The following is a 14,616-nucleotide window of genomic DNA, read 5'->3' as shown; positions in this document are numbered from 1 at the left end:
TTTTTCCTGGTTTGCTGGTTTTCCCCGTGGTCGGGTCTCCTCCCCCCCGTCGCCCCCCTCCGCGGCTACCCGCCCCCCCCCCGGGGGGGGGCCCCCTTCCGCGTTCCCGGGGCCGGCCCGCCGGTCGGCCCCGCGCGCGGCCGCCCGGTCCGGCCGGCCGCTCAGGAGTGGCAGCTGTTGAGCCAGCCGCCGGGCGGCAGGGTGGCGAGCTCCTCGATCCGGGCCCGGTCCCCGGGCCCCTCCGGGAGATAGACGACCACGTAGGTCTCCGGCACCCCCGGCAGCGTCAGGTACGAGGCGTTGAGCCGCAGTACCCCGACCTTCGGGTGCCGGAAGACCCGCAGCGAGGTCTGCGGCGGTGCCACCTCCTGCCGGGCCCAGAGGTCCCGGAAGAGCTCGCTGCGCGCCGACAGCCCCCGCACGTGGTCCTCCCAGACCGGCTCGCCGACGTGCTTGCCGTACGCGGCCCGCAGCACCGCCACCATCCGGGGCAGCGCCTCCGCGCGGTTCAGGAACGGGTTGCAGCACGGCGGCATGAGGAGCGTGCACCAGATGCTGTTGAACCGCCCGCTGGGCGTGACGGTCCGGTTCGTCCCGAACAGCGACTCGTACGACCGGTTGTACATCAGCACGTCGAACCGGGTGTTGGAGACCGCCGCCGGCAGCGGCGCGAGCGCGTCCAGGATGGCCTGGGTCGAGGGGTCGAGGACCGGCGGGTCGGCCTGCGCGCTCGGGCTCGCGGACAGCCCGGCGAGCCGGAACAGGTGCTCGCGCTCGGTGTCGTCCAGCCGCAGCGTCCGGGCCACCGCCGCCAGGACCTGCTCGCTGGCGTTGATCGGCCGCCCCTGCTCCAACCACGTGTACCAGGTGACGCCGACCCCGGAGAGCTGCGCCACCTCCTCCCGCCGCAGCCCCGGTGTGCGCCGGCGCAGCCCCGGCGGCAGGCCGACGTCCTCGGGGGAGACCCGGGCCCGGCAGGCCTTCAGGTAGCCGGCCAGCTCGGTGCGGCGCCGGTCCTGCCGGCGCGGCCCGACGGTGGTGGCGGTGCGGTCGTCCAGGACGGTCATACCCGCCATCGTGCCGCAGGGCGGGCCGTCGAGACAGGTACTGCCGGTACCAGGATCAGCGGGCTCTAACCACCAGTACCGGCCGCGCGGCACGCTCGGTCCATGACGGACCTTCAGATCCGGCCCGGTGCGGCCGGTGGCACCACCCCCGGCCCGGCCGCCCGGCCCGGGCCGCTCCTCGCCCTCCTGCTCTGCGGCCAGTTCATGGCCGTCCTGGACGTCTCCATCGTCAACGTCGCGGTGCCGACCGTCCGCACCGACCTGCACGCCTCCGGCGCGGCCCTCCAACTGGTCATCGCCGGCTACACCGTCGCCTACGCGGTGCTGCTCATCACCGGCGCCCGGCTGGGCGCCCGCCACGGCTACGGCCGGCTGTTCCAGCTCGGCCTGGCCGTCTTCACCGCCGCCTCGCTGGCCTGCGGCCTCGCGCCGACCACCGGCTGGCTGATCGGCTTCCGGCTGCTCCAGGGCGCCGGCTCGGCCCTGATGGTGCCGCAGGTGATGAGCCTGCTGCAGCAGACCTTCACCGGCGCCGCCCGGACCAGGGCGCTCGGCCTCTACTCGGCCGTGCTGGCCGGCGGCATGGCGGTCGGCCAGGTGCTGGGCGGTGTCCTGGTCAGCGCCGACCTGTTCGGGACGGGCTGGCGCCCGGTCTTCCTGGTCAACGTGCCGATCGGACTGGCGCTGCTGGTGGCCGGGGCCCGGCTGCTGCCCAAGCTGCCCGGCGACCCCGGGCGCGGCCTCGACCTCCCCGGCCTGGTGGTGCTCGGCGCGGCCCTCGGGCTGCTGGTGGTGCCGCTGGTGCTCGGCCACGAGCTGGGCTGGCCGGGTTGGGGCTGGGCGATGCTCGCCGGGAGCGCGGCGCTGTTCGGCCTGTTCGTGGTGGTCGAGCGCCGGATCGCCCGGCGCGGCGGGCAGCCGCTGATCACCGGCCGGGTGCTGCGGGCGCCCGGACTGCGCCCGGCGGCGGGCGCGATCTTCATGATCATGGCCGCCTTCGCGGGCTTCCTGTTCGCCTTCGCCCTGCACCAGCAGTCCGGCCTCGGGCACAGCGCGCTGCGCGCCGGGCTCTGCTCGGCACCGGTGGCGATCGGCTTCGGGCTCTCCAGCCTGCACTGGCACCGGCTGCCCGCCCGGCTGCACGGCTTCCTGCCGTTGCTCGCCGCCGCCGTGCTGGCCGCCGGCTACCTGCTGCTCGGGGCACTGCTCGGCGGTGGCGCGGAGATCGGCCCGGCGGCCCTGCTGCTGATGACCGGGCTCGGCCTCGTCGCCGGCTGCTCGTACGCGCCGCTGTTCGCCCGGGCGCTGGGCGGCGTCGCCCCGGCGGACGCCGCGGACGCCAGCGGCGTGCTGGTGACGGTCGTCCAGCTCGGCCAGGTGGTCGGGGTCGCGGTCCTCGGCTCGGTCTTCCTCGGCGGGGTCGATCTGCCGGCCTCGCCCCCGGACTCGGGGCACGCCCTGCTGGTGACCACCGCCGCGATCGCGGGCCTCGTCGGCCTCGGCGCGGCGTTCGCCGCCCGCACCCGTCCGACGGCCGGGTAGTACCTCCGGTAACCGATTCGTGGAGCACCCCTTCGACCGTGTAAAGTAGTCGATGTCGCCGAGGGAAACCGAAGGAAACCTCCGGTGACACCGCAGGTCAAGGGGCTGTAGCTCAGTTGGTAGAGCGCTTGCATGGCATGCAAGAGGTCCGGGGTTCAATTCCCCGTAGCTCCACAGAGATCGAAGGCCGCCTCCCGGATCGGGAGGCGGCCTTCGGCGTTTCCCGGAGCCGGTTCGGCCGGTGGCTCTCCGGGGGTCGGGTCCGGCCGCCGGCTTTCGCGGGGCCGGTTCCGCGGTTGGTCTTCGCGGGGCCGGTTCGGCCGGTGCCGGGGGCGCCCACCTCGGACGCGGCGGCCTCCCCGGTTCCCCGCCGGCCCGGTCGCCGGCCCCGCCGGACCGCTACCGTCGTGCCATGGCCGATCTGGAGCGCAGACGCAACGAGGAGCTGGCCCGGATACTCCACCAGCTCGGCTGGAACCCGGAACGGCTGGCCCGCGAGGTGAACCTCACCCTGCCGCCCGGCCTGGCGATCAGCTCCACCGCCCCCTACAAGTGGCGCGACCGCGGCATGGTCCCGCGCAGCCCGCACGACCAGACGGTCTGCGAGGTGCTCAGCCGCACGCTCGGCATCGCCGTCACCTACGAGCAGCTCTGGGGTCGGATGGGCGGCAACCGGGGAGCCAAGATCCTCTCGCCGCGGCTGCTCACCGACCCGTGGACGGCCGACACCGCCCAGACCGCGCTGCGCGAGGCGGCCACCGACGCCGGTCCGGTCCGGCTCACCGACCTGTTCCGCGGCGCCGACCTCGACCGGGCCGCCGCCCGGCTGGCCACCCCGCCGCCACCCGTCGGCGGCGGGGGCGCGCTGCGGATCGACCCCGCGCTGGTCGGGGAACTCCGGCTCTCCTACCGGAGCAAGCTGCGGCTGGAGCGGGCCTGCGGCGGCGGCCTGGTGCTCGGCCCGGCCCGGGCCGAGCTGGCCATGGTCGCCAAGCTGCTGGAACTCGGCGCGTACGACGAGGAACTCGGCCGCGCGCTGTACGGCACCGCCAGCCGGCTGGCCCGGCTGGCCGGCTGGGCCGCGTACGACCTCGGCCACGAGGCGGCCGCCCAGCGGGCGTTCGTGGCCGCGCTGCGCGCCGCCCACCTCAGCGGGGACCCCCGGCTCGGGGTGGGGGTGGTCGGCTGCCTGGCGGTGCTGGCCACCCAGGGCGGGGGAGCGCGGGGGCTGGACGCCGTCACCGTGCTCGCCGGGGTGTTGGAGGCGGCCTGGGAGTCGCTCGGCCCGGCCGACCGGGCCCTGCAGCTCGGCCGGATGGCGCGCGGGTACGGGCGGCGCGGTGAGCCGGAGCTGGTCGCGGCCGCGGCCGGGCGGGCGTTCGCGGAGCTGGACGGGCGGGTGTTCGCGGAGCGGGTCGGGTCGGGTTTCGCGGAGGGGGACGGGCGGGCGTTCGTGGAGCTGGACGGGCGGGCGTTCGTGGAGCGGGTCGGGTCGGGTTTCGTGGAGGGGGACGGGCGGGCGTTCGTGGAGCGGGTCGGGTCGGGTTTCGTGGAGCTGGACGGGCGGGCGGCGGTCGAGGGGGCTGCTGCCGGGGGCGGGGAGGTGGCGCAGGCCCGGGCGGACCTCGCGGGCATGGTGGGGGAGGGCTACCTCCTGCTCGGTGACCACCGCAACGCCCAGGCCCTGCTCACCGCGGCGGTGGCCGGGCTCGGCCCCGGCCGGGCCCGGGCCCGGGTGCTGCTGATGGTCCGGCTGGCGGACTCCCAGCGCCGTACCGGCCGTCTCCGGGAGGCCGCCGACACGGCCGACCGGGCGCGCGCCCTGGCGGCCGGGATGCAGTCCGAGCGGGTCGCCCGCGCGCTGCGCGACTTCGACGCGGCCGCCCGGTCGGTATCTCCGGGAGAGGCCTGAGCCCCTTGCGGTACCCTGAGCCCATGCGAACCGTGCGCCTGCTCCTTAGCCGGCCGCGCTGACCAGGACCGGCCGCGCCCCAGGGCGGGCGCCGGAGTCGGCGTGGCATCCCCTCCTGCGAGGGGCTTTTTTGTTTTCCGCCGCCTTTCGCGTCGCGTCCGGCCCTGTGCCCGGTTCGCCCACTGACATCGATGGAGCCTGAAGGACCATGAGCGAGACGACCCCTGCTTCCGGCGCGGCCGAGGCCGCGACCGAGCCGTTCCGGTACAGCGCCACCCTGGCGGCGGAGATCGAGTCCCGCTGGCAGGACATCTGGGAGAAGGAGGGCACGTTCAGCGCCCCCAACCCGGCCGGTGACCTGGCCGACCCGAGCGCCGGCGACGTCTCCGCGAAGCCGCACAGCTTCATCATGGACATGTTCCCGTACCCGTCCGGCGCGGGCCTGCACGTCGGTCACCCGCTGGGCTACATCGCGACCGACGTCTTCGCGCGCTACCAGCGGATGACCGGCCACAACGTGCTGCACACGCTGGGCTACGACGCCTTCGGCCTGCCCGCCGAGCAGTACGCGGTGCAGACCGGCACCCACCCGCGGGTCTCCACCGAGGCCAACATCGCCAACATGCGCCAGCAGCTGCGCCGGCTGGGCCTGGGCCACGACCCGCGCCGCTCGATCTCCACGATCGACCCGGAGTACTACCGCTGGACCCAGTGGATCTTCCTGCAGATCTTCAACTCCTGGTACGACCAGGAGGCCGGCCGGGCCCGCCCGATCAGCGAGCTGATCGCCGGCTTCGCGGACGGATCGCGCGAGGTGCCGGGCGGTCGGGCCTGGTCGGAGCTGTCCGCCGCCGAGCGCGACGAACTGCTGGGCGAGTACCGGCTGGCCTACGCCAAGGAGGTGCCGGTCAACTGGTGCCCCGGGCTGGGCACCGTGCTGGCCAACGAGGAGGTCACCGCGGACGGCCGCTCCGAGCGCGGCAACTTCCCGGTGTTCAAGTCGAACCTGCGCCAGTGGATGATGCGGATCACCGCCTACTCGGACCGGCTGATCTCCGACCTGGACCTGCTGGACTGGCCCGAGGCCATCAAGCTGCAGCAGCGCAACTGGATCGGCCGCTCCGAGGGCGCCCGCGTCGACTTCGCGGCCCCCGGCGACCAGAAGATCACCGTCTTCACCACCCGCCCCGACACGCTGTTCGGCGCCACCTACATGGTGCTGGCCCCCGAGCACGGCCTGGTCGACTCGATCGTGCCCGCCGCCTGGCCCGCCGGCACCCGTGAGGAGTGGACCGGCGGCGCCGCCACCCCGGCCGAGGCCGTGGCCGCGTACCGCGCGACCGCCGCCGCGAAGTCCGACGTGGAGCGCCAGGTCGAGGCCAAGGTCAAGACCGGCGTCTTCACCGGCGCCTACGCGGTCAACCCGGTCAGCGGCGAGCCCGTCCCGGTCTTCGTCGCCGACTACGTGCTGATGGGCTACGGCACCGGCGCCATCATGGCCGTCCCGGCCCACGACCACCGCGACTTCGCGTTCGCCCGCGCCTTCGCGCTGCCGATGCGCTGCGTCGTCAAGCCGACCGACGGCCGCGACGAGGACCCGCACACCTGGGACGACGCCTTCGACACCTACGACTCGGTGATCGTCAACTCGGCGCACGCCGCCGACGACGTGGCCGCCGAGAACGGGATCTCCCTGGACGGCCTGAGCGTCGTCGACGCCAAGGCCGCCGTCACCGCCTGGCTGGCCGCGCGCGGCATCGGTGAGGGAACCGTCAACTACCGCCTGCGCGACTGGCTGTTCAGCCGCCAGCGGTACTGGGGCGAGCCCTTCCCGATCGTCTACGACGAGGACGGCGTGATGCACGCGCTGCCCGAGTCGATGCTGCCGGTCGAGGTCCCCCAGGTGGACGACTACTCGCCGCACACCTACGACCCGTTCGACTCGGCCTCCTCGCCGAAGACCCCGCTGTCGCGCAACGAGGCCTGGGTCAACGTCGAGCTGGACCTGGGCGACGGTCCCAAGTCGTACCGCCGCGAGACCAACACCATGCCCAACTGGGCCGGTTCGTGCTGGTACGAGCTGCGCTACATCGACCCGTCGAACGGCGAGCGGGTCGTCGACCCGGCCAACGAGCAGTACTGGCTGGGCCCGACGGCCGAGAAGCCGGGCGGCGGCGCCGACCTGTACGTCGGTGGGGCCGAGCACGCCGTACTGCACCTGCTGTACGCGCGCTTCTGGCACAAGGTGCTGCACGACCTGGGCCACGTCTCCTCGGTCGAGCCGTTCCACAAGCTGTTCAACCAGGGCATGATCACCGCGGACGTCTACCGCGACGAGCGCGGCTTCCCGGTGCCCGCCACCGAGGTCGAGGAGCGCGACGGGGCGTACTTCTGGGCGGGCGAGCCGGTCAAGCGCGAGGCCGGCAAGATGGGCAAGTCCCTGAAGAACGCCGTCTCCCCGGACGAGATCGCCGACGAGTACGGCGCCGACACGCTGCGCCTGTACGAGATGTCGATGGGCCCGCTGGACGTCTCCCGCCCGTGGGACACCCGCGCGGTGGTCGGCTCGTACCGCTTCCTGCAGCGACTGTGGCGCAACGTCGTCTCGGAGGCGAACGGTGAGCCGGTCGTCACGGACGAGGCGCCGGACGAGGCGACGCTGCGGGCGCTGCACAAGGCCATCGACGGCATCCGCGGTGACATGGCCGCGCTGCGCTTCAACACGGCCGTGGCCAAGGCGATCGAGCTGAACAACTTCCTGGTGAAGCGCGGCTCCACGCCGCGACCGGTCGCCGAGCAGCTGGTCCTGCTGGTCGCCCCGCTGGCCCCGCACATCGCCGAGGAGCTGTGGCGCCGGCTGGGCAACGGCGAGTCGCTGGCCCACACCGACTACCCCGTGGCCGACCCGGCGTACGTGGTGGACGAGGCGGTCACCTGCGTCGTGCAGATCAAGGGCAAGGTCAAGGCCCGGCTGGAGGTCGCGCCGTCGATCTCCGACGCCGAGCTGGAGGCGCTGGCGCTGGCCGATCCGGCCGTCGTCGCGGCGATCGGGGACGCGCCGGTGCGCAAGGTGATCGCGCGGGCGCCGAAGCTGGTGAACATCGTCACTGGCTGACGGCTGACGGCTGACGGCTGACCGGCGGTCGGGTCCGGCGGTCGGGGCGGGTGTCCTTCGGGGCACCCGCCCTTCGGCGTTTCCTGGGTGCCGGGCGTGCTGGGTGTTCCGGGCCGGCCGGGTAGGGGCAGGACGTGGTGGGGGCGTCGAAGGTGTTCCCGGGGCCGGGCCCTCGTCGGGGACATCCCCCATCTGTCCCTGATCTCCGCGGCCCGGGCCGCTTCGGCCCGCCCCCGACTCCGGTCGGGGGGATACCGTGGAACCCTCGGTGGGCCGGCCCGCGTTGGGCTCGGTGGGGGCCGGTTCGGCTGACGGAAGGTGGCTCGTGATGGAAGCGCTCGGCGTGTTGGTCGGCCTCGCCCTGCTCCTCGGGCTCGTGGTGGCGGTACTGGCGGTGGTCGGGACAGTCAAGGCGGCGAAGGCGATCGCCACGAAGGTGGAGCGGCACGAGGCCAACGCCCGGCGGGCGGTCGAGAACGTGACCCTCAAGGCGAAGACCTACACCAAGCCCGGTCCACAGGGCCGGATCTCGGCCGTCCGGCTGGAGCTGCGGACCTCCCTGGACGGTACGCGCCAGGTCCTGGAGAGCGGACTGGCCCAGGACGGCCAGCTCGGCGAGGCGCTCGCCCTGCTGCGGCGGCTGGACACCCACGCGGCGGAGCTGGACGGTGAGCTGCGGCTCCTGGAGCGCGAGCCAGACCCGGGCCGGATCGCGGCCAAGCTGCCCGAGCTGCGGGAGCGGGCCGACCGGATCACCCACTCCGCCGGGACCATGCGCTGGGCCGCCCAGGACCGGATGCACCGCTTCGCCGCCGACGAGCTGAGCCGGCTCAGCCAGGAGTGCGAGAGCGAGGCGGGCGCGCTGCGGCACTGGGACACCTCGGGTGGCGGGGCGGGTTCCGCTGCCGCCGCCTCCGGGGCGGGCGGGTCCTCCGGTGCGTCCTCCGGCGGGGGCTCGGCCGGTGGGGAGGCGCCGCGGCGGGCGGGACTGACGGACGGGAAGGGCGCGCGGCCGAGTGCCGAGGAACTGCTGGGGCTGACCGATCCGCTGACGCGACTGGCCGACCGGCTGCGGAAGCCGTCGGCCGGGCCGACCACCGGCTGACCGTCGTCCTTCCTGCGGTCCGTTCCGTGCGTCGGCCGTTCTGTGCGTCGGTCGTTCTGTGCGTCGGTCGTTCCGTGCGTCGGCTGTCCCACTCCGTTCGGTGGTCGTCGTGCGCCGGTCGTCGTCGGTGCTCCCGCCGCCGCTACCGCTGCCGCGCGCGACTCCGCGGGGCTGCCCCGCACGTGGCGTTCGGCCCGGCTGCGGAGGCCGTGGGGGCGGTGGCGCGGGCCGGGGCCGACCCGGTCGGGGCGCTGTCATCCGGGCCGGGTGCGGAGTAACCTCCGCCTCATGCCCGCCGACCTCGCACTTGTCACCGATTCCACGGCCTACCTGCCCCAGCAGGCCGTCGACCGCCACGAGATCGCGGTGGTCCCGCTGAGCGTCGCGGTCGGTGACACGGTCCTCGCCGAGGGCGTGGAGATCTCGCCCAAGGACGTCGCCGAGGCGTTGCGCGGCAAGCAGCGGGTCACCACCTCCCGGCCGAGTCCCGAGGCCTTCGCCGCCGCCTACCGGGCCGCTGCCGAGGCGGGTGCCAAGGGGATCGTCTCGGTGCACATCTCCGGCGAGCTGTCCGGGACGGCGGAGGCGGCCCGGCTGGCGGCCGCCGAGGCGCCCGTCCCGGTGCGGGTGGTGGACAGCCGGCTGGTCGGGATGGCCCTCGGGTACGGCGTCCTGGCGGCCGCCGAGGCGATCGCGGCCGGGCGGGAGCTGGACGAGGTGACCGCGGCCGTCGTCCGGCGCACTTCGGTGACCAGCGGGTTCTTCTACGTGGACACCCTTGAGCACCTGCGCCGGGGCGGCCGGATCGGGGCCGCCCGGGCGCTGCTCGGGTCGGCGCTGGCGGTGAAGCCGCTGCTGCACCTGGACGGCGGGCGCATCGAACCGCTGGAGAAGGTCCGGACGGCGTCCCGGGCGATCGCGCGGCTGGAGGAGGTCGCGGTCGAGCAGGCGGGGGAGCGCGAGGTCGACATCGCCGTCCACCACCTGGCGGCGGAGGAGCGGGCCGAGCCGCTCGCGGAGCGCCTGCGGGGGCGGATCCCCGGGCTGCGGGACCTGTACGTGGGCGAGGTGGGGGCGGTGATCGGCGCGCATGTGGGGCCGGGGCTGCTGGCGGTGGTGGTCTCGCCGCGCTGAGACGGGTGGGCGGGGAGGACTTCCGGCCCGGCGCGGGGGTGAGTTCGGAGCGCCGCGACGTCCCTGGTCGGACGGATGGTCAACTCAGGCCGTCGCTACTCACTCGTTCGGGTGACTCTAGTTATCCACAACCCCGGGTTTTCCACAGGGATTCGCTCATTTCCCCGCAGCCGCTGGCCGGCTTCTAGCGTGCTCCGCATGACGAACATGAGCATCGGCGCGGTGAAGCGCCAGAGGGTCGGTGAGGTCGCGCGGCGACGGCTGGCGACACTGCTGCCGGCGGCCGAGGAGACAGCTGAGGAGGTGACTGACGTCAGGGCCGGGGCGGCCGAGCCGTCGGCCACCGGGCCGCCGCCGGGGGCCGTGTCCGTCGGTGACCTGCCGGGTGGCCTGACGCCAGGCGTGCCGCGCGGCGTGGCAGGTGCTGTGGGAGCTGCCCGGCCGGGCGGTGCGGTCGGCACGGTGGAGCCCGAGGGTGTGCCGCCCGACGGGGCCGGGTCTGCCGGACCGGTCCGGGCGCGATGGCGCCTCGGTACGTCGACGCTGCTCGACCGGCGGGCCGTGCTGGGGCTGGTCGTCCTGCTCCTGCTCACCGTCGGCTACGGCGTCCAGCACTTCTGGCTGGCGCGGCCCCGGCCGGTCGCGGTGCCGACGGTCGCGGTCGGTCCGATGGAGCCGGGGCAGCCGGGGCCGGGGCAGGAGGTTCCGGGGCCACCGGAGGCCGGCCCTGCCGGTACCCCGCCCGCCCCCGATGACGCCGGCCCGCACACCGTCGTGGTGGTCGACATCGGGGGCCGGGTGCACACCCCGGGTGTCCACGCGCTGCCCAGCGGATCCCGGGTGGCGGACGCGCTGCGCGTCGCCGGCGGCCCGCTGCCCGAGACGGAGACCAAGAGTCTCAACCTGGCCCGGGTACTGACGGACGGTGAGCAGATCCTCGTCGGCGAGCCGGGCCCGGTGCCCGCCACCGGTGCCGTCGGCGGGCCGGTCGGCGCGGGGGCCACCGGGCCGAGGCAACCGGTCAGCCTGAACCACGCCACCCTCGAACAGCTCGACACGCTCCCGGGCGTCGGTCCCACGCTCGCGCAGCGCATCATCGCCTTCCGCGCATCGCACGGATCGTTCCGCTCGCTCGACCAGCTCCGGCAGGTCAGCGGCATCGGCGAACGCACCTACGCGGAGATCAGGCCGATGCTCGCCCTCTGATCCGCCCACCACGCCCGTGTGGCCCTGCCGGTCCACCCGTCGGCCCCGGCCGCCCGCGGCCTTCTCGGCCTTCCGCTGTCCCGTGCCGGTCCGACGCACGCGGCCGTCCGACCCGTCCACCACTCCCCGGAAGGGAGGTACCGTCATCGCCGCCACTGCCCGTGCCAGCACCACTGCCAACACCGCCGACAACACCGCCGCCGACATCGGCGACAACACCGCCGCCGACATCGGCGCGAGGCCCGCCTCCACGGCGTCGGCGCCGCACCGGCCGGCCGGCGACCTGCGCCTGCTGCTCCCCACCGTCGCGGCGTGGGCGGTCACGGCGGCTGTCCTCGGACTGGGCCCCGGCCACGGCCTCCTGCTGTCGTCGGTCGCCGTCGCGGCGTTCCTGTCCGCGGTCCTCCTGCTCGTCCGCCCGGGAGCGCGGAGCCGTCGTGGCGCCGCCGTGACCCTCGCCGCCGTGCTGCTCACCGGTGCGGCGGCCACCGCCACGACCCTGCTGCACACCGCCGACCTCCACCGGGGCCCCCTGCCCGGGTTGGCCCGTGGCGCGGCCCCGGTGCCGGAGGTGGGCGTCGAACTGACCGTCACCGGCGACCCGAAGGCCCACACCTCCCACACCCGGGGGACGGCTGCCGGGCAGAGCATCCTCACCGTCGACGCGGTGGCTGACCAGGTCACCGTCCCGGCCGGCTCTGTCGCGGGAGAGGCCACCCCGGCCGGCGGCGGCGCGGAGCGGTCGGGCGCCGTGACGACCCGGACGCGGACACCGGTGACGGTGCTGGCGCGAGGGCCGGACATCGCCGGGTGGCAGAAGCTGCTCCCGTCGGCCCGCGTCGCCGTCACCGCCGATGTCCGTCCGGCGGGGGAGGGGCACGGCGACGAGTCGGCCGCGCTGCTGATCGCGCACGGGCCGCCGCGGGAGCTCGCACCGCCCAGCCTGCCGCAGCGGGTCGCCGGCCGGTTGCGGGCGGGACTGCGGGCGGCTGCCGACGATCTGCCTCCGGACGCGCGTGGACTGCTCCCGGCCCTGGTGGTGGGGGACACCTCCCGACTCCCCGGGGACCTCCTGGACGCCTTCAGGGCCACCGACATGGCGCACCTGGTCGCGGTCAGCGGGGCCAACCTCGCGATCGTCCTGGGCGTCCTGCTCGGAGCCCCGGGCCGGGCCGGCACCCCCGAACGGGGAGGCCTGGCAGCGTTCCTCGGTATTCCGCTGCGCACCACCGCGCTGATCGGCACGGTCGTCACGCTCGCCTTCGTCACCGTCTGCCGACCCGAGCCCAGCGTGTTGCGGGCCGCCGGTACGGGGCTGATCGGGCTGCTCGCGCTCGCCACCGGCAGGCCCCGGCAGGCGGTGCCCGCGCTGGCCGGCGCCTCGTTGGTCCTGGTGCTCCTCGATCCCTACCTCGCACGGTCGTTCGGCTTCCTCCTCTCGGTGCTCGCCACCGCCGGTCTGCTGGTGCTCGGCCCGCACTGGGCGGTGCGGCTGCGGGCGCGGCGCTGGCCGCGCCACCTGGCGGGCGCCGTCGCGGCGACGGCTGCGGCCCAGGCGCTCTGCGCGCCCGTGACGGTGGTGCTGTCGGGACACCTCAGCCTGGTCGCCGTCCCCTGCAATCTGCTGGCCGAACTGGCGGTGGCCCCGGCGACCTTGCTCGGTTTCACGGTGCTCGCCCTGGAGCCGCTCTCGCCGGGTCTGGCCCGGCTGCTCGCGGAGCCGGCCGGGATCCCGGTGGGCTGGCTGGCGGCGGTGGCCCGGTACGGAGCGCAGGTGCCGGGCGCTCAGATCTCCTGGCCCGGAGGGCTGCTCGGCACGGTGACGCTCGCCCTGGCCACCGTGGCGATGTGCTGGACGGTGCCCCTTCTGCTGCCCCGGCCCGCAGTGGCCGACGGCCGCCGTGCTCCGGTCGGCTGGATCCGCCCGGTGGTCGCGGTCCTTCTCCTGCTCGCCCTGCTGGCCGTACTGGTGCGGCCGCCCCCGCTCACCCGGCTCGCGACCGGCTGGCCACCGCCCGGGTGGCGGCTGGTGATGTGTGACGTGGGGCAGGGCGACATGGTGGTGCTGCCGGTGGCTTCGGGCGGTGACGAGGTCGCGGACAGCGCGCTGGTGGTCGACGCGGGGCCGGATCCGCAGGCGGCTGACCGTTGTCTGCGCGATCTCGGGATCACCCGGGTCCCGCTCCTGCTGCTGACGCACTTCCACGCCGATCACGTGGAGGGTGTACCGGGGGTGTTGCGAGGTCGTGCCGTCGGGGCGATCGAGGGGACGCGTGTGAACGACCCTCCGGGCGAGGCGGCCCGGGTGTCCGGGTGGGCGGCTGCTGCCGGGGTTCCGCTGTTGCGGGCCCGGCGGGGTGAACAGCGTTCGGCCGGGCCGGAGTTGTCCTGGCAGGTGGTCTGGCCGGAGGCGGAACTACCGGTGGAGGCGTCCGGCGCCAACAACGCCAGTGTCGCGCTGCTGGTGACCCTGGCGGGCGGGGTGCGGGTGGCTTTGTTGGGTGATCTCGAACCGCCGGCACAGTCGGCGTTGCTGGGGAGATGGGGAGGTGGCGTGACGGTGGACATCCTGAAGGTGGCTCATCACGGTTCGGCGCACCAGGACTGGGGCTTGACCGCGGCGCTGCGCCCTCGGTTGGCCCTGGTCTCCTGTGGCGAGGGCAATCCGTACGGTCATCCGTCGGCGAGGACGCTCGATCATCTGCGTGCGCTCGGTGCCACGGTTTTGCGTACGGACCGTGCGGGGGACATCGCCGTGCTGGGTGACAGCCCGGCGCGCCTCGCCGCGGCGGTCCGTCCGCGCGGGTCCCACCTCGGGTACGGGTCGGGGGCTTCCCACGCCCTCCACCCGGCCGGCGGGCCGCGTGGCCCGCCGGCGTGACGCTCCTCCGCCCGCTCGTCCCTCCCTCCCCACCAGGAGGAGGAGGGTGGTGGGGAGGGGAGGGGAGGGCGAGGGGGGTGGGGGGCGGGGGCGGGGGCCCGAAGGAAGGCGCCGGCCCGGGCAGTGCCCGGGCCGGCGCCAGAGGAGGTCGGGGGCACCCTCCGACCCCGTGCCGTGCTTCCGGAGCGGAGCGGAGCGGGGCGAGGCGGTGTACAGCACCCCGGAGTGGGAAGTCGGCCCGTCCGACTTCCCGCGCAAGGGGCCGTGTCGCGGGGCCCTCGGGGAGAGGTCGGTGAGGCGTCGGAGGATCAGCCCTCCTCGCGCCAGCCCTCGTGCTCGGCGGCGACGGCGTCGAGTGCGCGCAGCAGGCCGGAGGTCCAGCCGTCCTCCGGAGGTTCCACGACGACCAGCCATTGGGCGTCCTCGGCGTCGTCCTCGCCGGCGAGGGCGTCCCGGACGATTTCGAGTTCGCCGAGGTCGGGGTGGTTGGCGCTGAGCTCCTCCGTGGCCTCCTCGGCGGCGTCACGGTCGGGCAGGACGAGGAACTGCCGGGCGTTCGGGTCGAAGGCGTCCGGCTGGTCGATGGCGAGGTCTTCGGTCACCGGTCCATTGTCCCGGGAGCGGCCGCGTGTCCGCGCACGCCCCCCCTCCTGC

General features: G+C 74.9%; 9 protein-coding genes and 1 tRNA gene. 8 read left to right on the top strand and 2 right to left on the bottom strand.

Features of this window, described 5'->3' with window-relative positions:
- Nucleotides 1-161 precede the first annotated feature (161 nt).
- The gene (locus tag ACFXHB_RS01130) at nucleotides 162-1,067 is read right to left on the bottom strand and encodes a helix-turn-helix transcriptional regulator (protein ID WP_380571174.1); all 906 of its coding nucleotides are present in this window, start codon (nucleotides 1,065-1,067) and stop codon (nucleotides 162-164) included.
- 102 nt (nucleotides 1,068-1,169) lie between these two features.
- Between ACFXHB_RS01130 and ACFXHB_RS01125 the strand changes: the two genes are divergently transcribed.
- The 8 genes from ACFXHB_RS01125 to ACFXHB_RS01090 all read left to right on the top strand — a co-directional run bounded on the left by ACFXHB_RS01125 (nucleotide 1,170) and on the right by ACFXHB_RS01090 (nucleotide 13,962).
- Nucleotides 1,170-2,609 (top strand): MFS transporter, encoded by a 1,440-nt coding sequence (locus ACFXHB_RS01125; protein ID WP_380571173.1) that lies wholly within the window; start codon nucleotides 1,170-1,172, stop codon nucleotides 2,607-2,609.
- Between the two features lie 101 nt (nucleotides 2,610-2,710).
- A tRNA-Ala gene (locus ACFXHB_RS01120) sits at nucleotides 2,711-2,783 on the top strand.
- Between the two features lie 238 nt (nucleotides 2,784-3,021).
- Nucleotides 3,022-4,521, top strand: a complete 1,500-nt coding sequence (locus tag ACFXHB_RS01115) for a hypothetical protein (RefSeq protein ID WP_380571172.1) — start codon at nucleotides 3,022-3,024, stop codon at nucleotides 4,519-4,521.
- Nucleotides 4,522-4,729: 208 nt separating this feature from the next.
- The gene (gene leuS / locus ACFXHB_RS01110) at nucleotides 4,730-7,636 is read left to right on the top strand and encodes a leucine--tRNA ligase (RefSeq protein ID WP_380571171.1); all 2,907 of its coding nucleotides are present in this window, start codon (nucleotides 4,730-4,732) and stop codon (nucleotides 7,634-7,636) included.
- 328 nt (nucleotides 7,637-7,964) lie between these two features.
- Entirely contained in the window at nucleotides 7,965-8,741 is a 777-nt protein-coding gene (locus tag ACFXHB_RS01105; RefSeq protein ID WP_380571170.1) for a hypothetical protein, read from the top strand.
- Nucleotides 8,742-9,029: 288 nt separating this feature from the next.
- Nucleotides 9,030-9,875, top strand: a complete 846-nt coding sequence (locus ACFXHB_RS01100) for a DegV family protein (protein ID WP_380571169.1) — start codon at nucleotides 9,030-9,032, stop codon at nucleotides 9,873-9,875.
- Nucleotides 9,876-10,073: 198 nt separating this feature from the next.
- A complete protein-coding gene (locus tag ACFXHB_RS01095) occupies nucleotides 10,074-11,081 on the top strand; it encodes a helix-hairpin-helix domain-containing protein (RefSeq protein WP_380571168.1) in 1,008 nt (335 codons plus the stop codon).
- An 82-nt stretch (nucleotides 11,082-11,163) separates the two neighbouring features.
- A complete protein-coding gene (locus ACFXHB_RS01090; RefSeq protein ID WP_380571167.1) occupies nucleotides 11,164-13,962 on the top strand; it encodes a ComEC/Rec2 family competence protein in 2,799 nt (932 codons plus the stop codon).
- Between the two features lie 308 nt (nucleotides 13,963-14,270).
- On the opposite strand, the gene ACFXHB_RS01085 is transcribed toward ACFXHB_RS01090, so the two are convergent.
- Nucleotides 14,271-14,564 carry a hypothetical protein gene (locus ACFXHB_RS01085; RefSeq protein ID WP_380571166.1) on the bottom strand — a complete coding sequence of 98 codons (294 nt, stop codon included), beginning with the start codon at nucleotides 14,562-14,564 and terminating at the stop codon, nucleotides 14,271-14,273.
- Between the last annotated feature and the right edge of the window lie 52 nt (nucleotides 14,565-14,616).

The organism is Kitasatospora sp. NPDC059327, from assembly GCF_042752535.1.
Lineage (GTDB): Bacteria > Actinomycetota > Actinomycetes > Streptomycetales > Streptomycetaceae > Kitasatospora.
Note: the sequence above shows the minus strand (reverse complement) of the source record. Positions and strands in the feature narration are given on the sequence as shown.

Coding starts and splice junctions, on each gene's coding strand:
- ACFXHB_RS01100 (WP_380571169.1), top strand. CDS start 9,030: ATGCCCGCCGACCTCGCACTTGTCACCGATTCCACGGCCTACCTGCCC.
- ACFXHB_RS01115 (WP_380571172.1), top strand. CDS start 3,022: ATGGCCGATCTGGAGCGCAGACGCAACGAGGAGCTGGCCCGGATACTC.
- ACFXHB_RS01125 (WP_380571173.1), top strand. CDS start 1,170: ATGACGGACCTTCAGATCCGGCCCGGTGCGGCCGGTGGCACCACCCCC.
- leuS (WP_380571171.1), top strand. CDS start 4,730: ATGAGCGAGACGACCCCTGCTTCCGGCGCGGCCGAGGCCGCGACCGAG.
- ACFXHB_RS01095 (WP_380571168.1), top strand. CDS start 10,074: ATGACGAACATGAGCATCGGCGCGGTGAAGCGCCAGAGGGTCGGTGAG.
- ACFXHB_RS01130 (WP_380571174.1), bottom strand. CDS start 1,067: ATGACCGTCCTGGACGACCGCACCGCCACCACCGTCGGGCCGCGCCGG.
- ACFXHB_RS01105 (WP_380571170.1), top strand. CDS start 7,965: ATGGAAGCGCTCGGCGTGTTGGTCGGCCTCGCCCTGCTCCTCGGGCTC.